Origin of the sequence: Tessaracoccus coleopterorum (genome assembly GCF_011174705.1) — a bacterium.
Lineage (GTDB): Bacteria > Actinomycetota > Actinomycetes > Propionibacteriales > Propionibacteriaceae > Arachnia > Arachnia coleopterorum.
This window is the reverse complement of record NZ_JAANIJ010000001.1, coordinates 1,669,616-1,686,521: the sequence shown is the minus strand read 5'-3', so window position 1 is coordinate 1,686,521 and position 16,906 is coordinate 1,669,616. Positions and strand designations below refer to the sequence as shown.

23 protein-coding genes and 7 pseudogenes are annotated in these 16,906 nt (G+C 70.1%); 16 read left to right on the top strand and 14 right to left on the bottom strand.

What is annotated here, in order from left to right:
- Positions 1–42: 42 nt before the first annotated feature.
- The 9 genes and pseudogenes from mbhE to G7085_RS25580 all read right to left on the bottom strand — a co-directional run.
- A pseudogene (gene mbhE / locus G7085_RS10855) lies at positions 43–1,071 on the bottom strand (hydrogen gas-evolving membrane-bound hydrogenase subunit E); the annotation flags it as partial.
- 26 nt (positions 1,072–1,097) lie between these two features.
- Positions 1,098–1,301 carry a hypothetical protein gene (locus tag G7085_RS10850; RefSeq protein WP_197510962.1) on the bottom strand — a complete coding sequence of 68 codons (204 nt, stop codon included), beginning with the start codon at positions 1,299–1,301 and terminating at the stop codon, positions 1,098–1,100.
- 244 nt (positions 1,302–1,545) lie between these two features.
- Positions 1,546–2,189, bottom strand: a pseudogene (locus tag G7085_RS25585) (proton-conducting transporter transmembrane domain-containing protein).
- Positions 2,189–2,653, bottom strand: a complete 465-nt coding sequence (locus tag G7085_RS32525) for a proton-conducting transporter transmembrane domain-containing protein (RefSeq protein ID WP_197510960.1) — start codon at positions 2,651–2,653, stop codon at positions 2,189–2,191. The pseudogene G7085_RS25585 and the gene G7085_RS32525 overlap by 1 nt, the downstream one beginning before the upstream one ends.
- A gap of 197 nt (positions 2,654–2,850) precedes the next feature.
- Positions 2,851–3,673, bottom strand: a pseudogene (locus G7085_RS10830) (deoxyribonuclease IV).
- Positions 3,674–3,746: 73 nt separating this feature from the next.
- Positions 3,747–3,935 (bottom strand): hypothetical protein, encoded by a 189-nt coding sequence (locus tag G7085_RS10825; protein ID WP_197510959.1) that lies wholly within the window; start codon positions 3,933–3,935, stop codon positions 3,747–3,749.
- On the bottom strand, positions 3,923–4,501 hold the full coding sequence (locus G7085_RS10820; RefSeq protein WP_197510958.1) for an aminotransferase-like domain-containing protein: 579 nt from the start codon (positions 4,499–4,501) through the stop codon (positions 3,923–3,925). Before G7085_RS10820 ends, G7085_RS10825 begins: the two co-directional genes overlap by 13 nt.
- Positions 4,453–4,839: a hypothetical protein gene (locus G7085_RS10815; protein ID WP_197510957.1), complete on the bottom strand. Its 387-nt coding sequence runs from the start codon at positions 4,837–4,839 to the stop codon at positions 4,453–4,455. The genes G7085_RS10820 and G7085_RS10815 overlap by 49 nt, the downstream gene beginning before the upstream one ends.
- An 85-nt stretch (positions 4,840–4,924) precedes the next feature.
- On the bottom strand, positions 4,925–5,203 hold the full coding sequence (locus G7085_RS25580) for a GntR family transcriptional regulator (protein ID WP_231979421.1): 279 nt from the start codon (positions 5,201–5,203) through the stop codon (positions 4,925–4,927).
- 123 nt (positions 5,204–5,326) lie between these two features.
- Here G7085_RS25580 and pdxS point away from each other — a divergent pair, with 123 nt between their 5' ends.
- From pdxS to G7085_RS10790, 4 genes and pseudogenes are all read left to right on the top strand, one after another.
- Positions 5,327–6,166: a pyridoxal 5'-phosphate synthase lyase subunit PdxS gene (gene pdxS / locus G7085_RS10805; protein WP_197510955.1), complete on the top strand. Its 840-nt coding sequence runs from the start codon at positions 5,327–5,329 to the stop codon at positions 6,164–6,166.
- Positions 6,163–6,736 (top strand): annotated as a pseudogene (gene pdxT / locus G7085_RS10800) (pyridoxal 5'-phosphate synthase glutaminase subunit PdxT). The gene pdxS and the pseudogene pdxT overlap by 4 nt, the downstream one beginning before the upstream one ends.
- 85 nt (positions 6,737–6,821) lie before the next feature.
- Complete coding sequence (locus G7085_RS10795) at positions 6,822–7,376, top strand: nucleoside phosphorylase (RefSeq protein ID WP_197510954.1); 555 nt, start codon at positions 6,822–6,824, stop codon at positions 7,374–7,376.
- Positions 7,373–7,594 carry a nucleoside phosphorylase-I family protein gene (locus G7085_RS10790; RefSeq protein WP_197510953.1) on the top strand — a complete coding sequence of 74 codons (222 nt, stop codon included), beginning with the start codon at positions 7,373–7,375 and terminating at the stop codon, positions 7,592–7,594. Before G7085_RS10795 ends, G7085_RS10790 begins: the two co-directional genes overlap by 4 nt.
- On the opposite strand, the gene G7085_RS10785 is transcribed toward G7085_RS10790, so the two are convergent.
- From G7085_RS10785 to G7085_RS25575, 3 genes and pseudogenes are all read right to left on the bottom strand, one after another.
- Positions 7,591–8,619, bottom strand: a complete 1,029-nt coding sequence (locus G7085_RS10785; protein ID WP_197510952.1) for an ATP-binding cassette domain-containing protein — start codon at positions 8,617–8,619, stop codon at positions 7,591–7,593. The two genes, G7085_RS10790 and G7085_RS10785, sit on opposite strands and share 4 nt — an antisense overlap.
- Positions 8,620–8,628: 9 nt before the next feature.
- Positions 8,629–8,856: pseudogene (locus G7085_RS30175) on the bottom strand (ATP-binding cassette domain-containing protein); the annotation flags it as partial.
- Between the two features lie 205 nt (positions 8,857–9,061).
- The gene (locus G7085_RS25575) at positions 9,062–9,298 is read right to left on the bottom strand and encodes a hypothetical protein (RefSeq protein WP_231979420.1); all 237 of its coding nucleotides are present in this window, start codon (positions 9,296–9,298) and stop codon (positions 9,062–9,064) included.
- A gap of 114 nt (positions 9,299–9,412) precedes the next feature.
- Between G7085_RS25575 and G7085_RS25570 the strand changes: the two genes are divergently transcribed.
- The 4 genes and pseudogenes from G7085_RS25570 (at position 9,413) to G7085_RS10765 (ending at position 11,556) form a co-directional block, all read left to right on the top strand.
- Positions 9,413–9,799 (top strand): AMP-binding protein, encoded by a 387-nt coding sequence (locus G7085_RS25570; RefSeq protein ID WP_231979419.1) that lies wholly within the window; start codon positions 9,413–9,415, stop codon positions 9,797–9,799.
- Between the two features lie 32 nt (positions 9,800–9,831).
- Positions 9,832–10,595: pseudogene (locus tag G7085_RS36305) on the top strand (AMP-binding protein); the annotation flags it as partial.
- Between the two features lie 45 nt (positions 10,596–10,640).
- Positions 10,641–11,198, top strand: a complete 558-nt coding sequence (locus G7085_RS36300; RefSeq protein ID WP_456300412.1) for a hypothetical protein — start codon at positions 10,641–10,643, stop codon at positions 11,196–11,198.
- Positions 11,199–11,229: 31 nt separating this feature from the next.
- Positions 11,230–11,556 carry a hypothetical protein gene (locus tag G7085_RS10765; RefSeq protein WP_197510951.1) on the top strand — a complete coding sequence of 109 codons (327 nt, stop codon included), beginning with the start codon at positions 11,230–11,232 and terminating at the stop codon, positions 11,554–11,556.
- Here G7085_RS10765 and G7085_RS10760 read toward each other — a convergent pair.
- A complete protein-coding gene (locus G7085_RS10760; RefSeq protein ID WP_231980168.1) occupies positions 11,518–11,877 on the bottom strand; it encodes a GNAT family N-acetyltransferase in 360 nt (119 codons plus the stop codon). The genes G7085_RS10765 and G7085_RS10760 overlap by 39 nt on opposite strands.
- A 233-nt stretch (positions 11,878–12,110) precedes the next feature.
- Here G7085_RS10760 and G7085_RS10755 point away from each other — a divergent pair, with 233 nt between their 5' ends.
- The 8 genes and pseudogenes from G7085_RS10755 to G7085_RS10725 all read left to right on the top strand — a co-directional run bounded on the left by G7085_RS10755 (position 12,111) and on the right by G7085_RS10725 (position 16,563).
- A complete protein-coding gene (locus tag G7085_RS10755) occupies positions 12,111–12,344 on the top strand; it encodes a rhodanese-like domain-containing protein (RefSeq protein ID WP_197510949.1) in 234 nt (77 codons plus the stop codon).
- Positions 12,345–12,639: 295 nt separating this feature from the next.
- Positions 12,640–13,281: an SGNH/GDSL hydrolase family protein gene (locus tag G7085_RS10750; protein ID WP_197510948.1), complete on the top strand. Its 642-nt coding sequence runs from the start codon at positions 12,640–12,642 to the stop codon at positions 13,279–13,281.
- Between the two features lie 74 nt (positions 13,282–13,355).
- Positions 13,356–13,643, top strand: a complete 288-nt coding sequence (gene rpsF, locus G7085_RS10745) for a 30S ribosomal protein S6 (RefSeq protein WP_197510947.1) — start codon at positions 13,356–13,358, stop codon at positions 13,641–13,643.
- 150 nt (positions 13,644–13,793) lie between these two features.
- Positions 13,794–14,341: pseudogene (locus tag G7085_RS10740) on the top strand (single-stranded DNA-binding protein).
- Between the two features lie 81 nt (positions 14,342–14,422).
- Positions 14,423–14,662, top strand: a complete 240-nt coding sequence (gene rpsR, locus G7085_RS10735) for a 30S ribosomal protein S18 (protein WP_073187171.1) — start codon at positions 14,423–14,425, stop codon at positions 14,660–14,662.
- 22 nt (positions 14,663–14,684) lie between these two features.
- Entirely contained in the window at positions 14,685–15,131 is a 447-nt protein-coding gene (gene rplI, locus G7085_RS10730; protein WP_197510946.1) for a 50S ribosomal protein L9, read from the top strand.
- Positions 15,132–15,586: 455 nt separating this feature from the next.
- Positions 15,587–15,751 (top strand): hypothetical protein, encoded by a 165-nt coding sequence (locus tag G7085_RS25555; protein WP_231979416.1) that lies wholly within the window; start codon positions 15,587–15,589, stop codon positions 15,749–15,751.
- Positions 15,736–16,563, top strand: a complete 828-nt coding sequence (locus G7085_RS10725; RefSeq protein ID WP_331715617.1) for a M48 family metallopeptidase — start codon at positions 15,736–15,738, stop codon at positions 16,561–16,563. The genes G7085_RS25555 and G7085_RS10725 overlap by 16 nt, the downstream gene beginning before the upstream one ends.
- Here the strand turns inward: G7085_RS10725 and G7085_RS10720 are convergent.
- On the bottom strand, positions 16,519–16,851 hold the full coding sequence (locus G7085_RS10720; protein ID WP_197510945.1) for a hypothetical protein: 333 nt from the start codon (positions 16,849–16,851) through the stop codon (positions 16,519–16,521). The two genes, G7085_RS10725 and G7085_RS10720, sit on opposite strands and share 45 nt — an antisense overlap.
- Positions 16,852–16,906 lie beyond the last annotated feature (55 nt).

Here is a 16,906-nt window from a genome sequence, read left to right as displayed (position 1 = left end):
GATGCCGGAGCCGACGCTGCGGACCACGTCCAGCAGCATGCCGACCACGACGAGGTAGACGCCGATGTCGAAGAGCGTCGACGTGACGAGGTGCAGCTCGCCGAGCAGCGGGATGTGGATGGGCCAGTCGTAGCTCTGGAGGATGGTGCCGCCGAAGAACAGCGGCGCGACCGCGGCGGTGAGGGCAAGCAGCAGGCCGCCGCCCAGCAGCCGACCGGCGTCGACGGGGGCGGCCTCGTCGAGCTCGTGGCGGCCGGCGGCGAGGTAACGGATCATGAGCGCCATTCCCGCGACGAGGCCGCCGGCGAAGCCGCCGCCCGGCCAGTTGTGGCCGGCGAGGAGCAGGTAGACCGACACGACGATCATCACGCCGAACAGGACGCGGGTGATCACCTCGAACACGATTGAGCGCACCATCGGGGAGAGGGTCTGCCCGGCGCGCAGCCACACACCCGGCGCGGTGTCGGCCTGCGGCTCGTCCTCGCGGGATTCGAAGGCCTCCTTCGTCGAGGTCACCTTGCTGACGCGTGAGCGGAGGAAGATCAGTGACGCGACGCCTGTGGCGGCGATGACGAGCACCGAGATCTCACCGAAGGTGTCCCACGCCCTCGTGTCGACGAGCGCCACGTTGACGATGTTCTTCCCGTATCCGTACTCGTAGGCAAGCCGGTACCAGTCCTTCGAGACGGGCTCGGCGACCCGGGCGGCGAGCGTGACCAGGGCGATCAGCGTCACGGTGGTGCCGGTCAGGAGGGCCACCAGCACCCGCCACCAGCGGGTGGAGCTGAGCGGGCGGTTCGTGAAGTAGCGGGGCAGCTTGCGCACCACCAGCACGAAGACCACCAGGGTGACGGTCTCCACGAGCACCTGGGTCAGGGCGAGGTCGGGGGCGCCGCCCATCGCGAACAGGAGCCCGAGGCCGTAACCGGTGACCCCGACCAGCAGGACCGCGCGGATCCGGCCGCGCGAGGCGGCGGCCAGCACCGCGGCGGTCGCGATCACGATCACCACGAGAAGCTGGGCGGGCGTGTCGTAGAGCCGTAGCTTCGGCCACTGCTGGATGCGCAGCATCGCGAACAGCGAGGCGGACACGAGAGTCACGAGGATCGTGCCGAGGTAGATCGACAGGGAGCCCGCTGGACGCGCGCCGTCACCTCGACGGCGATCCGGTCGATGCCGTGCATCGAGCGGTGGTACATCTCCTCGGCGGTGGCCACCTGCGGGAACGTCGCCTGGATCGCGGCGATCCGCCTGCGGAAGAGGAACAGCACGACGCCGGCGCCCACCGCGAGCAGCGACATGATGAGCGGCCAGGTGAAGCCGTGCCAGAGCGCGAGGCCGTGGCTCTTCTCCCCGGTGCCGAGGGTCTCGGCGTAGGGGCGATCAGCGCTGTCAGCTGGGGCCGAGGAAACCGAGCGCGAGGCTCAGGCCGCCGAGGAGACCTGGCACGGCGGCCATGCCGACGGCGGGCCGGTGCCAGTTGAGGGCGGGGCCCGCTCTTGGAGGCGAACGCGCCCCACCACCAGCGCAGCGAGTAAGCGACCGTCAGCGCGGCACCGAAGGTGAGCGCGGCGGCGAGCGCGACGGCGGGCAGGGGGTCAGCGACGGGAGGTCGCCGTCGACGAGGTTGACGATCGACTCGAACGCCGACTCCTTCGTGATGAAGCCCACCAGTGGCGGGATCCCGGCCATCGACAGCGCGGCGAGGCCGCCCATCACGGCGAGCCACGGCACGCGGTACCCGACGCCGCTGAGCTCGCGGATGTCGCGGGTGCCCGCGGAGTGGTCGATCAGGCCGACACACATGAACAGCGCCGACTTGAACAGGGCGTGCGCGATGACCAGCCCGAGGCCGGCCATGGCGGCCGACTTCGTGCCGACGCCGAGCAGGAGCACCATGAAGCCGAGCTGGGAAACGGTGCCGTAGGCGAGCAGGAGCTTCAGGTCGGTCTGGCGTAGGGCCCGCCAGCCGCCGAGGATCATCGTGATGCTTCCGAGCAGCAGCACCGCGGGCCGCCAGAACGGGACCTCCGCGAACGCAGGGGCGAGCACGGCGACCAGGTAGACGCCCGCCTTCACCATCGCCGCGGCGTGCAGGTAGGCCGAGATCGGGGTGGGGCGGCCATCGCGCCGGGGAGCCAGAAGTGGAAGGGCACGAGCGCCGACTTGCTGAGGGCGCCGACGAGCATCAGGAGCGCGCCCACGCCGGCGAGCGTCCCCGTGGCGGATCGGCGAGGATCGCCTCGAGCGACATGGTGCCGCTGCTGTGGTGCACGGCGACGATGCCGACCAACATCGCGAGGCCGCCTGTGGTCGTCACGACCAGCGCCGTCTGGGCGGCGCCGCGGTTGGCGCGCCGCGTCGGGTCGTGGCCGATGAGCAGGAAGGAGAAGACCGTGGTCAGCTCCCAGAACACGAACATCACGATGAGGTTGTCAGCCGTGACGAGGCCGAGCATGGTGCCGGCGAACACCGTGAGGATGGCGGCGGACCGGCCGGTGGTGAGGCCGTCGAAGTACCACCTGCTGTAGAGGAGGACGAGGAAGCCGATCCAGGTGACGATCATCGCGAGGATCCACTGAACGAGCCCCACCCGCAGGGTGAGCGTCACATCGAGGGAGGGAATCCAGGCCAGGTTCTCGACATACGGCACGCCCCGAGGACGCCTGGGGCCATCGCCGTCAGCCAGATGCCCGCGGCCAGCGGAGCGGCGGCCAGGACATAGAAGACCCGGGCGCCGAGCCTCCTGACCAACAGGGAGTGGACGCGCCGAGAATCGCGTGGACTGCGATCAGGGCATACAGCACGCCAGTGGTCCCTTCCGGTGGGTACGTGGTGGCGGTCGGTAGTTTATCGGACCCGACAAGGCCCCGGGTCACCCTTCCAGGTGGGCCTCAGCCAGGCGATCTCGGCCGCGTGCTCGGGCACCTCACCCGGGTCTCGAGGATGGTCGCGGTGCCTGCCTCGCGCACGACCGTGAGCAGCAGCTCGGGGTCGATCGTGCCGTCGGTGAGGTTCGCGTGCCGGTCGGCCCCGCTGCCCGCGGCGTCCCGCGAGTTGTTGCAGTGCACGACATCGACCCTGCCGGTGATGGCCACGACCCGGGCGACGAGCCCTCCAGGTCCAGCCCCGCCGCGTGGGCGTGGCAGGTGTCGAGGCAGAATCCGACGCGGTCGATGTTGGGCGAATCGCCGATCGCGGCCCACAGTAGCTCGATCGACTCGAGCGTGCGGGCCATCGCGTTGGTGCCTCCCGCTGTGTTCTCGATGAAGATCGGCACGTCGAGGGTGAGCCCGTCGATGCACTTGCGCCAGTTCTCGAACCCGACGGCCGGGTCGTCGTCGGCGGTGACGTGGCCGCCGTGCACCACCACGCCCATCGCGCCGATGGCCGCGGACTCGGTGATCGTCTGCTGCAGCAGCTTGCGCGACGGGATGCGGATCCGGTTGTTGGTGGACGCCACGTTGAGCACGTAGGGAGAGTGGACGACAATCCCGACCCCGTCCGAGGAGGCGGCGGCGTTGAGGGCGGCGGCGCCGTCGGGGAAGAGCGTCGTGGGCTTCTTCCAGCTCTGCGGGTCGCCGACGAAGATCTGCACGAGGTCGGCCCCCATGCCCGCGGCATCGACGAGCGGATGGGTTGAGGAGACGTGGGCGCCCAGGGTGATCGTCATGGGCTCAGCCTAACCGGGGTGCCCGGCAGGAGGGGTGACCCGAGGTCGACCACACTCCCCGCCGTCGACGCGATCACGGCGCAGAGCGCCGCCAGGGCCCGCCCTCCCTCGGGCCGGGCGGCGGATAGCCGATCACGATGCCGTAGGCGGTGGTCGGGCGTGTGTGGGCCCAGTAGCGGCTGAGCGGGGTCACCACGATCCCGCGGTCGGCCGCCTCGCGGATCACGAGGGCCTCGCGGTCAGCCGCGGTCAGCGTGGGCATCGCCCCAGGTGGACCACGGCGTGCAGCCCGCCGTCCATGCAGGTCACCTCGCCGCCCTCCAGATCGGCCAGCGCCCCAGCAGCACGAGGCGGCGTCGCCGGTAGTCGCGGCGCATCCGCTCGATGTGGCGGCGCAGACCCCGGAGCGGAGGTAGCCGGCGAGGGCCCGCTGCGCCACCCCGAGGGGAGGCCGCCCAGGTCGGCGCGGAGCCGCACGAGGTCGGCCATCAGTGACCTCGGGGCGTAGACGAAACCCGCCCGAGGTCGCCCGTGACCGTCCGGGAGAACGAGCCCAACGTCACCACCGAGCGGCCCTCGGGGCGTGCTGCCGGTCGAGCGCGGCCAGCGCGGGCAGGGCGCCCCCACGTAGCGCAGCTCCGAGTCGTAGTCGTCCTCGATGATCAGCGCGCCGGTGGCACCGGCCCAGGCGAGCAGCGCGTGCCTGCGGGCGGCCGACATCGAACTGCCCAACGGGTACTGGTGGCTCGGCGTCACGATCACGGCGTCGGGGGCCGGGCTCAGTGCGCCCAGCGCGGCGATATCGAGCCCGTCGCCGTCGACCGGCACCTCCACCAGCCTCGCGCCCAGCCGCTCGGGCACCCGGCGCAGGGAGGGATAGCCGGGGTCCTCGACGGCGACGGTGAGGTCGCGACCCCGTCGGAGCGACTCGAGCCGCAGCACGAGCGCGAGGCCGTCGCGGGCCCCGTGGTGGCGAGGATGTCGGCCGGGTCGGCGAGCACGCCCCGCACCTGGCGCAGGTGGGCCGCCAACTCGGCGCGCAGCTCGGCCAGGCCGGCGGCGGGAGGCGCGGTCGCCGCCATCCGGGAGGCCGCCGTCCGCCACGCCTCGCGCCAGCGTGGATCGACGAGGCGCGCGGCGTCGGGCCGTCCGGGGGTGAGATCCACCAGGGCGGGTCGCTCCGGCGCGGGGGTGGTGCGACGGTGCGCGCTGCGGAGGGCAGGCCAGGGTGGATCGTCCGCAGGCGCGGGTTCACGACGGTGCCCGCGCCGGTGACCGCGGTGAGGTAGCCCTCGGCGACGAGTTGGTCGATGCCGGCGACGACGGTGCCACGGGCCACCCCCACCGCACGGCCAGCGGGCGGGTCGCCGGCAGTCGCTCCCCGGGGCGCAGCGCCCCCGCATCGACGAGCTCGCGGATCCCGTCCGCCACCTGGAGCGTGAGGGCCGTGGGTCGCGGCGGTCGAGCAGGAGCGGTAGGTCGACCTCGGTGCGCTGCATGCCGCCTCCAAGTGGTCCAATGGAACTCCATGCTAGTGGCTCTTGTGATGATCCACTCGGGCGGGGAAGGTGTCCGTCATGACCGATACGCTGAACCGTTCCACCGACCCGACCCCCTCGTCGGGGCCGCCTCGTCAAGAGCGGCCTCGCCGAGATGTTGAAGGGCGGCGTGATCATGGACGTCGTCACCGCCGAGCAGGCCCGCATCGCCGAGGACGCGGGAGCCGTCGCCGTGATGGCGCTGGAGCGGGTGCCCGCCGACATCCGCGCCCAGGGTGGCGTGGCCCGCATGAGCGACCCGGACCTGATCGCCGACATCATCGACGCCGTGTCGATCCCCGTGATGGCGAAGGCGCGGATCGGGCACTTCGTGGAGGCCCAGGTGTTGCAGCAGCTCAAGGTCGACTACATCGACGAGTCCGAGGTGCTCTCCCCGGCCGACTACGTCAACCACATCGACAAGCACGCCTTCACCGTCCCCTTCGTGTGCGGCGCCACAAACCTCGGCGAGGCCCTCCGCCGGATCGCCGAGGGCGCGGCCATGATCCGCTCGAAGGGCGAGGCGGGCACCGGCGACGTGTCGGAGGCCACCCGGCACATCCGGCAGATCCTCGGCGAGATCCGCGCGCTGCAGGCCAAGTCGCCCGACGAGCTGTACGTCGCGGCCAAGGAACTGCAGGCGCCCTACGACCTCGTGGCCGACGTCGCGCGCACCGGCCGGCTTCCCGTGGTGCTGTTCGTCGCCGGGGGCGTCGCGACGCCCGCCGACGCCGCCATGATGATGCAGCTCGGCGCCGACGGTGTGTTCGTCGGCTCCGGCATCTTCAAGTCGGGTGACCCGGCGAGGCGGGCCGCGGCCATCGTGAAGGCGACCGCCGCATTCGACGACCCCGAGGTGGTCACCGAGGCCTCACGCGGGCTCGGCGAGGCCATGGTCGGCATCAACGTCTCCGACCTGCCCGCGCCGCACCGCCTCGCCGAGCGCGGCTGGTGACGGGACGCGTCGGCGTCGTCGCGCTCCAGGAGGGGTGGTCGAGCACGCCCGGGTGCTCGAGGGCCTCGGCGCCGACGTCGTCCCGGTGCGACGCCCCGCGCACCTCGAGGGCCTCGACGCCCTGGTGCTCCCGGGCGGTGAGTCGTCGACCATCGACCGGTTGATGCGGATGTTCGGGCTCGTCGAACCGCTCCGCGCCGCCGTCCGGGGAGGGCTGCCGGTGCTCGCCACCTGCGCCGGGATGATCGGGCTCGCCACCGGGATCGAGGATCCCGCCCCGGCCAGCAGAGCCTCGGCCTGCTCGACATCACGGTGCGACGCAACGCCTTCGGGTCGCAGGTGGCTTCCGAGGAGGCGGTGGTGGACACGGTGGATGGGCCGGTCATGGCCGCCTTCATCCGGGCACCCGTCGTGACCCGGGTGGGGCCGGGAGTCGAGGTGATCGCCGAGCACCGGGGCCGGGTCGTCGGTGTGCGCTCGGGTGCCGTGACGGTGGTGGCGTTCCACCCGGAGCTCACCGGGGACGCGACCCTGCACCGCCGGCTGCTCCCGGAACCGACCCTCCGCTGAGGGCGATCAGGCCACCGCGCCAGCGGCCGGGGCGACGGTGGCGTTAGCGTAGGGGCAACACATCACCGACCACCAGGGAGCCGACATGGCCTATTCCGAGGGCTACGAGTACCACATCCACCTCAAGCAGGGAGACATCGGACGCTACGTCTTCCTCCCCGGCGACCCCGGCCGCTGTGAGGTCATCGCGCAGCACTTCGACAATCCGCGCTTCGTGGCCTCGCACCGCGAGCACACCACCTGGGTGGGCGAGCTCGACGGCGTTCCCGTGGCCGTGACCTCGACCGGGATGGGCGGCCCGAGCGCCGCGATCGCGGTGGAGGAGCTCATCCACGTCGGAGCCGACACCTTCATGCGCGTCGGCACCTCCGGTGCCATGCAGCCCGAGACGCAGCCCGGCGACATAGCCGTCATCAACGCGTCGATCCGCGACGAGGGCACCGGACTGCACTACCTGCCCATGGAGTACCCGGCCGTCGCCGACCAGGACATCATCAACGGCCTCGTGCTCGCGGCCGCCGAGATGGGGCGCCGCTACCACGTGGGCGTCTCGCAGTCGAAGGATTCCTTCTACGGGCAGCACGACCCGACTCGATGCCGGTCGGCCCGCGCCTCCGGGAGCGGTGGGACGCCTGGGTGAAGGGCGGCTGTCTCGTCTCCGAGATGGAGTGCGCAGCCCTCTTCCTCGTCGCGTCCGTGCGCCGCGTCCGCGCGGGCGGCGTGATGATGGTGATGGGCCACCACGATTTCGCGCCGATGACGGACGCCGAGAAGGAGGCCTCGAAGGTCGAGAACCTGATCCCCGTGGCCATCGAGGGCATGCGCCGCGTCATCGCCGCCGACAAGGCGCGCGGCTAGACGATCGCGTCGCGCACCACGGGCACCCCGCCAGGCCGCTCGAGCTCCCACGTCCGGTGGATGCTCAGTTCGGCGGCGAGGTGCCCGTCGTGCGTCACGATCAGGAGCGCGCCCCGGTAGTCCTCGAGCGCCTCAACAAGTTGCCCGACGGAGTCGAGATCCAGGTTGTTGGTCGGCTCGTCCAGCACCAGGAACTGCGGGGCCGGGTCGGCGAACAGCGTCCGGGCGAGGCCGACACGGAACCGTTCCCCGCCCGACATGGTCGACGGCGGCTGGTCGGCCCGGTCGCCGCGGATCAGGAACTGTGCGAGCAGCGCCCGGGCGTCGTGCGGGGTGCGCAGCGGGGCCGCGTCGCGCACAGCCTCGATGGCGGTCGCGAACCGGTCGAGGTCGTCGAGGCTCTGCGCGAGCATCCCGAGCGGCACGGTGGGTGCGAGGTCGAGCTGGACGCCGTCAAGCACCGCCCGGCGCCACGGCTCGTCGCCGTCGCCCCCGGTCAGCAGCGCGAGCAGGGTGGACTTGCCCGAGCCGTTGTCGCCGACCAGCCTGATCCGTTCCGGGCCGACCACGTCCAGGCGCGTGCCGCCCACGGTGAGGCGCAGCACGTCCTTGCCCGCGGGCACCGTGGTGTCGGGAAGCGCGATGCGGATCGTGTCGGCCGTGCGGGCCGACGCGTCGGCCTCGGCGCGGGTCGCCCCGGCGTCGGCGACCGCCTTCTGGTGCGCGACGCCCTTCGACCCGACGCCCTTCTCCGCGCGGTTTCTGTAGAAGTCGACCGCGCCCTTCGACACGTTGCCGAGCGCGCGCTCCTTCCGTGCCGAGCGGTCGCGCTGGGCCTGCCGCTGGAGCTCGACCTGCGCCTGCCGCCTCGCCCTCTCCAGTTCGGCATCGGCATCGCGCAGCCTGCGCTCGGCGGCCGCCTGCCGCAGGGCGCGCTGCTCCAGGTATGCGCTGAACGGGCCCCGAACACCTCGACCCCGCGGGATCGAGGTCGACAAGTGCGTCGACCCGCTCGAGCAGGTCACGGTCGTGGCTCACCACGATCCGGGCCCCTCCCAGTCGTCGAGCGCGTCGTGGAGCCAGCGTCGCGTGCGGGTGTCGAGGTTGTTGGTCGGCTCATCGAGCAGGGTGACGTCGGCGCGGGCCAGCCTGGCACCCGCCAATGCGATCCGGGTCGCCTCTCCTCCGGAGAGCGTGGACGCGTCGCGGTCGAGGAGGTCGTGGTCGGCCGGGAGGCCAAGTGCCGCAAGCTCGGCGATGGCGCGGGCCTCGACGTCCCAGTCGTCCCGACCGCGTCGAAGTGCGCCTGGTCGACCGACCCGGCCTCGATCGCGTGCAGGGCCGCCCGGCTCCCTGCGATGCCGAGCAGGTCCGCGACGGAGCCCGCCCTGGACAGGCGCTGCGGAACCACGTGGACCCGGCCGGCCGCACGCACCGTCCCGGAGGTCGGGGTGAGCTCGCCTGCGATCAGGCGCAGCAGGGTCGTCTTGCCGGAGCCGTTGGGCCGATCAGGCCGGTCATGCCGACCGGGAACGTCGCGGTGACGTCGAGGAGGATGCCGGTTCCGTCGGGAAGCGTGAAGGTGAGGCCGTCGACGACGACGGCGGGGAATGAGCCATGGTTACTGGTCCTGGGGTCGCTGGGATGCGGTCTCTGTGGGACGGCACGCGCCAACGGGCGTGCCAGGCTCAGTCGGTCATTCATTCCTCCTGGTCGGGGTCAGGCCAGCTTAGCCCCGGATCCACCACGACGGAACCGGCTCCCCGGCCTGGGCGGCCGCAGTAGCCTTGGGGCGAGCAGTTGCCGAAGGAGGCCGACTTGTCCGACCACATCATCACCAGGTTCCGATCCGTGATCGAGAACCATGGGGAGCGACCCGCCACCCGCATCCGGCGAGACGACGACTGGGAGGTCCAGACCTACGCCCAGTTCGGGGCGCGCGTCGAGCGGGTCGCCCAGGGCCTGATCGGCCTGGGAGTCGAGGAGGGCGGCCGGATCGGCATCTTCCTGAACAACCAGCCGGAGTGGTCGGAGATCGACTTCGGCGCCTGCACCGTGCGCGCGGTCCCCGTCCCGCTGTACGCCACGTCGACGCCGGAGCAGATCGCGCACATCTCGCGCGACTCGGGCCTGACGGTGATGTTCGTGGGTGGGAAGAGCGAGGCCGAGCGCGTCCTGGAGGCGCGGGAGGAGCTCCCGAGCTGAAGACGATCGTGGTGGTGCACCCCTACGAGGGGATGCCCGCCGACATGGTCGCCTACCCCGGCTTCCTCGCCGACCCCGACCGGGCTGCGATCGACGAGAGGCTCGCCCGCGCGAGCGGTGACGACCTGGCCTCGATCATCTACACCTCGGGCACCACGGGTGCGCCGAAGGGGTCATGATCCAGCACAAGGCGCTCCTTGCGCAGGGCGAAGCCCTCGACCTGCTCTTCACGTTCCGATCCGAAGACCACTCGCTCTGCTTCCTGCCCCTCTCGCATGCGCTGGAGCGGGCCTGGACCATCGTCGTCCTCCTGAACGGCTGCATGAACACCTACGTGGAGAACGCCCGCACCGTCGCCGAGCAGATGGTGCTCGCCAAGCCGACCATGATGGTGTCGGTCCCGAAGTTGTACGAGACGGTCTACACCACGGCCCATGCGAAGGTGGCCGGCTCGGCCGCAAAGCGCCGCATCTTCGCGTGGGCGCTCAAGATCGGCCGCCACAACCAGTACGCGCACCGAGCGGGCCGTGAGCCTGGATCGGTGCTGCGCGCGAAGCTGAAGATCGCGGACAAGCTCGTCCTGAAGGCCGTGCGTGACGCCGTCGGCGGGCCGAAGACCGTGCTCGCCTGCGGTGGCGCCCCGCTCCGGATCGAGATCGAGGAGTTCTTCAGCTCCATCGGCCTGCCCGTGATGACCGGATACGGCCTGACGGAGGCCTCGCCGCTGGTGTCGTTCAACGCACCGTCCGACTTCAAGGAGGGCACCGCCGGGAAGGTCCTCCATGGCGGCGAGCTGCGGATCGGGGACCTCGGCGAGATTCTCTTCAAGGGCCCCAACGTCATGCTCGGATACTGGAACAACGAGCAGGCCACCGCCGACACGATCGAGGACGGTTGGCTGCGCACCGGAGATGTCGGCTACATCGACACCGACGGCTTCCTGACCATCACCGACCGGCTGAAGGACATCATTGTCACGCTCGGCGGGAAGAACGTCGCCCCGCAGCCCATCGAGGGCCTGATCCTTGCCGACCCGCTGTTCGAGCACGCAGTGCTGCTGGGCGACAACCGCCCGTTCGTGACGCTGCTCGTCAAGCCGTCCCTCCCGCACGTGGAGGCGCTGGCGAAGGCGGGCAAGTGGCAGGGTGAGCTGCAGGACTGGCTCCGTTCGAACGAGCTCCTCGACGAGATGAGGAAGCGCGTCGACGAGTTGACGGCGAAGCTCCCGTCGCAGGACCGGCCGAAGGAGACCCAGGTCATCGATGAGGAGTTCACGATGGACAACGGCCTGCTGACGCCGACGCTGAAGGTGAAGCGGCGCGAGGTGGAGGCCAGGTTCAAGGCGATGATCGACGACATGTACGCCCGGTTGAAGGAACGCGCCCGGGACGACCGCTGACGTTCTTGCGTCACAGCCCTAGGGTCGGGGCATGGCTGAACGTCGCAGGTGGTGGACCACCTGGCCCGGTGCGCTCACGCTCGGAGCCGCCGCGCTGCTGCTCGGCTCGGCCGGGACCCTGACCGGGCTCGCCTACGTCGTGATCCCGCCCGTCGACAGCGCGGGCATCGACTTCGAGATCGCCGCGCCTCCGCTGTGGAAGTCGATCGGGTTCGGGGTGCAGGCGCTGGCGGGGCTGGTGCTGCCCGTCCTGACGGTGTTCTGGGCGCGCAGGCGGTGGGCGGGGTACGTGCTCCTCGGGCTCGGCCTCGCCGCCGTGTCAGGCGTCGTCGGGCTGACCCAGCTCGGCATCCTCTGACGCCAGCGCCTTCTCCATCGCGAAGTTGGTCAACTCGACGCCCCTCGTCACGGGGTGCTGCTCCGCCGTCACCGTGAAGCCGAGGCGCTCCAGCAGCGGCCGCAGCGCCAGGCTGGCGTCCGTGGTCAACGTGGTCACGCCGGAGGCGCGCGCCCGCCGTTCGACCTCCTTCAGCAGGCGCGTCGCGATGCCCTGCCGACCCGAACGCGGGGACACGAACAGCATGTCGATGTGGCCGGCGGGATCGACGTCGGAGAAGGCGACCACCTCGCCGTCGATGGTCGCGACGAAGGTCCCCGCGCGCTCCTGGCCCGGTGCCAGGCCTCCAGTTCCGGTTGCCGGGATCGGCCCAGGCCTCGAGCTGGGCCGCGCTGTAGAAGGCGGCGCCGGTCACCGTCACCGCGTCGATGAACACCTCAAGCGTCGCCGCGGCATCGCCCGGCCCGTAGTCCCTGATCCCGACCGCCATGCCCATCCGGCCAGCCTGCCACGAAATCGCAGTCCATTCGCCGAACCGACTTGGCTGCGGCCCTGCCGCAAGCCACGATGGGCGCATGGGTTTCATGGATTTCCTCGGAAAGCGCTCCGCGGGCGGCCTCAGCATCGAAGAGACGCTGATGGCGCTCAGCAAAGGGGCCGTGCTGATCGACGTCCGCACGCCGATCGAGTACGAGTCCGGCCACGCCCCCGGGCGCGGCCGGTGGAGCCCAAGGACTTCGGGGATGACCCGCTCCTGGCGATCCACGGCGACGACCCGCTGGCGGACCGCGAGGCCGCGATCGTCGTGATCTGTGACAACGGGCTGCGCTCATCGCTGGTCGCTGCCCAGTTGCGCGAGAGGGGCCTTCTCGCCGAGTCGGTGGCGGGTGGGCTGCGAGCCTGGGCCAAGGACGGCAACCCGGTGATCCCGGCCCCTACCGGAGGCGGAGATGAACCGCTTCGGGCCGGCCTCGCCGTAGGCGCCGCGGCCGCCGGCCTGGCCGCCGTCGGCTACAACTACCTGAAGGGGCACCGCCTCATCAACCGGCACGTCGACGACTACCGGGCGCACTGGGAGTCGCGGCGTGGGGGCACGCCGAGGGTGTGCTCCACTACGTGGCGCTGGGCGACTCGGCGGCGCAGGGCGTCGGAGCGAGCCACGTCGGCGCGAGCTATGTCGCCATCGTCGGTGACCGGCTGGCGCAGGCGACGGGGCGTGATGTTGCGATCACCAATCTCTCGGTCTCGGGTGCGGTCTCCGGTGACGTCGTGGCGCGCCAGCTCCCGCACCTCGCCGAACTCGGCTTCACCCCCGACATCGTCACGCTCGACATCGGCGGCAACGACGTGATCTTCGCGGCGGACAACAGCGTCGAGTCGTTCGCCGCGAGCCTCGAGGCCATCCTGGCGGCGCTGCCGCCGGGCAGCTTCGTCGGCGACGTGCCCTGGTTCCTGATCCCCGGCCTCTCCCAGCGGTCGCTGGCCATGACGCGGCGCGCCACCGGGCTGATCGAAAGCTACGGGCACCACCTCGTGCCCATCTACCGGTCGATGCGGGACAACGGGTATCTGCGGTTCTACACAAAGACGGCGGCCGACTGGTTCCACCCCAACGACAAGGGCTACCTGGCGTTCGCCGACCTGTACTGGGACTCCATCGTCTCCTCGGGCGTCATCGAGGGCTCCGGGAGGCCTGAAGGATTTCCGCCAGCCGTCCGCCCCACGGTAGGGTGGTGGATCGACTGACCACCTGGTCGGTCACGCCCTCCTGCCACGGGAACGACCCGTGGCCGTTAGTCCGAAGGAGGTGGGGCTGAACTATGCGTAAGTACGAAGTCATGGTTCTCATCGATTCCGACGTTGATGAGCGTCAGGCACCCGCACTCGTTGACAAGCACCTCGAAGTCATCACCAAGGATGGCGGCACGATCGACAACATCGACATCTGGGGACGTCGTCGCCTTGCGTACGACATCAACAAGAAGTCGGAGGCGATCTACGCCGTCCTCCAGCTGACCGCGGAGCCCGCGACCGTATCCGAGATGGACCGTCTGATGTCCATCGACGAGAAGATCGTGCGCACCAAGGTTCTCCGTCTCGAGGACTGAGTTCGGTTTCCCCTCGCGGGGACCGGGTTCTTTTCCACAACTTCACAGTTACCTGCAAAATTGTCGGGCCCTGGCCCGAGAATCTGGAGGTAACACGAGGTGGGCCGCTCGGCCCATCGAAGTCCGATCCATCGGAAGGCACTGAAAAACATGGCAGGCGAGACACCCATCACGCTCATCGGCAACCTCACCGCCGATCCGGAGCTTCGCTTCACGCCCAATGGGGCCGCTGTCGCGAACTTCACGGTCGCGTCCACCCCCGCACGTTCGATCGTCAGACGAACGAGTGGAAGGACGGCGACGCCATGTTCCTCAACTGCTCGGTTTGGCGTCAGTACGCCGAGAACGTGGCCGAATCCCTCACCAAGGGGATGCGCGTCGTCGTTTCCGGTCGACTGAAGGCCCGCAGCTACGAAACCCGCGAGGGTGAGAAGCGAACCGTGTTCGAGGTTGATGTCGACGAGGTCGGTCCCGCTCTGCGCTACGCAACCGCGAAGGTCACCCGCACCCAGGGTGGCGGCGGCGGTGGCGGCTCGTGGCAGGGCAGTCAGGGCGGCAACGGCGGCGGCGGCAACCAGCCGCAGCAGCAGGCTGATCCCTGGGCAAGCTCCGGCAATGCCGGTGGCAACCGCGGCGGAAACGATCCGTGGGCCCAGTCGCAGCCTGAAGAGCCCCGTTCTGATCCACCGCTTATCTAGCCCTCCGCGGGCTAGCTGGCACATTCCGTCGCGAGACGGGCTTTCAGGGCATCCCGCCCACCAACAAAGGAGAGCACCACAATGGCCGGTCCACAGCGCAAGCCTGTGAACAAGAAGAAGATCATGCCGGTGAAGACGACCCGCGTCGCCAACATCGACTACAAGGACACCAACACGCTCAAGAAGTTCATCTCCGAGCGTGGCAAGATTCGCGCCCGCCGCGTCACTGGCCTCTCGGTCCAGGACCAGCGCAAGGTCGCCATCGCCGTCAAGAACGCGCGTGAGGTTGCCCTGCTGCCCTACGCGTCGACCGCTCGCTGATCACGGAAGGGAAAGGTTCACTATGAAGCTCATCCTGACTGGCACCGTTGACAAGCTCGGCATCGCCGGCGACATCGTCGAGGTGAAGGACGGCTACGGCCGCAACTACCTGCTGCCGCAGGGCAAGGCGATCCGCTGGACCCGTGGCAACGAGAAGCAGATCGATGGCATCAAGCGTGCCCGCGACGCCCGCGAGGTTCGCGGTGTCGAGCACGCGCAGGAGATCCGCTCGCAGCTCGAGGGCCTGACCATCAAGGTCACCTCGCGCGCCTCCGAGCAGGGTCACCTGTTCGGCGCCGTGACCGCCAACGACTTCGCGGTTGCCGTGAAGAAGGCCGGCGGCCCGACGATCGACAAGCGCTCGGTCTCGTTCGCGAAGCCCGTGAAGTCCGTTGGTGGCCACGCCGCCAACGTCAAGCTGCACGGCGCGGTCACCGCGCACGTGCCGTTCGAGGTCACCGCTGAGTGATCCCACAGGACGAAGTCCTTTAGGAGAGGGCCCCGGCTTCGGCCGGGCCCTCTCTGCATCCTCGGCCCTGCCAACTGCATCCCCCGGGGCCCTGCCGGAGAAATCGGCCAGTGGCCGATTCCGGTCGGTCTGCCCGGAAGAATGGGCCAGCGTCCCGGTCGGCTGCATCCCTCGGGGCCTGCCGGAGAAATCGGCCAGTGGCCGATTCCGGTCGGTCTGCCCGGAAGAATGGGCCACCGTCCCGGCCGAAAGGGTCGTGACAGGGACCTGGGTCGCAGGCGGGCTGGACGGGGGAGCGGGCACACTGGACCCATGACCTCCGACACCACCCGACACCGCATACCCCTCAAGGGCATTTCCAGCCGGGCCTGGGAGCATCCGGCGGACAGGGGGCGCTCGTCGCGCTGCGCAAGCTCCAGGGCTTCGACACCATCCTGCGGAAGTTCTCCGCGTTCATGAACGAGCGCTCCATCCGGATGCAGCTGCTCGGTTCCGCCGTCCGCGTCAGCGAGCGCCAGTTCCCGCGGGTCCATCGGCTGCACGCCGACGCGGCCACCGCGTTGGACGCCCCGAACTGCCCGAGCTGTATGTCATGGCCTCCCCGGTGCTCAACGCCATGACGATCGGGATCGACAAGCCCAAGATCGTGGTCAACTCCGCGCTGGTAGACCTCCTCGACGACCAGGAGTTGCGGTTCGTGCTCGGCCACGAGCTCGGCCACGCGTTGAGCGGGCACGCCCTCTACCGCACCCTGCTGCAGTACATCCTCACCTTCGGGTTCACCCTGACGAGCGTCCCATTCGGTGGCATCGGGCTGATCGCGCTCCGCTCGGCCCTCACGGAGTGGTCTCGCAAGTCGGAGCTGTCCGCCGACCGGGCCGGGCTGCTCGCCACCCAGGATGTGCCTGCGGCCGTGCGGGTCAACATGAAGCTCGCCTCCGGTGGGCACCTGGAGGACCTCGACCAGACGGAGTTCCTTGCCCAGGCGCGGGAGTACCAGGAGAGCGACGACCTGCGCGACTCGATCGCGAAGCTGATGCTCGTCGACGGCTCCACCCACCCGATGAACGTTGTGCGGGCGAGCGAGATCCGACGGTGGGTCGAGTCGGGAGCCTATGCCGCGATCCTCGCGGTGGGTACCCGCGCCGCGACGAGGACGCCGATGCGAAGATCTCGTCGGAGGCGAGCGCCGCCGCCGACGCCTACGCCGCAGATTTCAGGCAGAGCGAGGACGCGTTGGCCAAGCTGGCCCGCGACCTGGGGAGGGCGTGACCGACCTCGGGAAGTGGGTCTCCGGAAAGGTCCGCGGGCTCTGAAGCTCAGGGGCGCCGGGCGTCCAGCTCCCGTAGGAGCCGGGAGCCCGCAGTCTCCCGGTAGGACAGCTCCATCAGCTCGGCGATCTCGTCCCAGTCGGTCGAGTCGTCCAGCGTGACCCCGATCCAGCCGAACGGCCCGATGTAGCCGGGGATGTGCACGCGCGGGTCGTCGAGCAGCGCGAGTCGCTCGTCCTCCGGCAGCAGGAAGGCTGCCGACCGCGGCGAGTGCGCCCACTCACCCCCACCTTGTAGCTCATCCCGAAGTAGCCGAACACCTTGCGGGTGTAGAACGCGGGGTGCCCGACCACGAGCTTCTCCCCGGCGCCGGGCAGCGCCAGCGCCACCGTGCGGAGGCGGGCCAGGTACGGATCGGCCGGGTCGAACTGCGGTGGGTGCGCTGCCATCACCCCATCCTCACATCCCGGTGCCCCTGCCCGATCGGGATAGGCTTGATCGGTG

Coding starts and splice junctions, on each gene's coding strand:
- G7085_RS10850 (WP_197510962.1), bottom strand. CDS start 1,301: ATGTCGCTGCTCGCGGTGGGCGCCGGCGTCGTGCTGTTCCTCTTCCGC.
- G7085_RS10825 (WP_197510959.1), bottom strand. CDS start 3,935: ATGCCCACGCTGACCGCGGCTGACCGCGAGGCCCTCGTGATCCGCGAG.
- G7085_RS25580 (WP_231979421.1), bottom strand. CDS start 5,203: ATGGAGTTCCATTGGACCACTTGGAGGCGGCATGCAGCGCACCGAGGT.
- pdxS (WP_197510955.1), top strand. CDS start 5,327: ATGTTGAAGGGCGGCGTGATCATGGACGTCGTCACCGCCGAGCAGGCC.
- G7085_RS10795 (WP_197510954.1), top strand. CDS start 6,822: ATGGCCTATTCCGAGGGCTACGAGTACCACATCCACCTCAAGCAGGGA.
- G7085_RS25575 (WP_231979420.1), bottom strand. CDS start 9,298: ATGAATGACCGACTGAGCCTGGCACGCCCGTTGGCGCGTGCCGTCCCA.
- G7085_RS36300 (WP_456300412.1), top strand. CDS start 10,641: ATGCTCGGATACTGGAACAACGAGCAGGCCACCGCCGACACGATCGAG.
- G7085_RS10765 (WP_197510951.1), top strand. CDS start 11,230: ATGGCTGAACGTCGCAGGTGGTGGACCACCTGGCCCGGTGCGCTCACG.
- G7085_RS10755 (WP_197510949.1), top strand. CDS start 12,111: ATGGGTTTCATGGATTTCCTCGGAAAGCGCTCCGCGGGCGGCCTCAGC.
- rpsF (WP_197510947.1), top strand. CDS start 13,356: ATGCGTAAGTACGAAGTCATGGTTCTCATCGATTCCGACGTTGATGAG.
- rpsR (WP_073187171.1), top strand. CDS start 14,423: ATGGCCGGTCCACAGCGCAAGCCTGTGAACAAGAAGAAGATCATGCCG.
- rplI (WP_197510946.1), top strand. CDS start 14,685: ATGAAGCTCATCCTGACTGGCACCGTTGACAAGCTCGGCATCGCCGGC.
- G7085_RS25555 (WP_231979416.1), top strand. CDS start 15,587: ATGAACGAGCGCTCCATCCGGATGCAGCTGCTCGGTTCCGCCGTCCGC.
- G7085_RS10720 (WP_197510945.1), bottom strand. CDS start 16,851: ATGGCAGCGCACCCACCGCAGTTCGACCCGGCCGATCCGTACCTGGCC.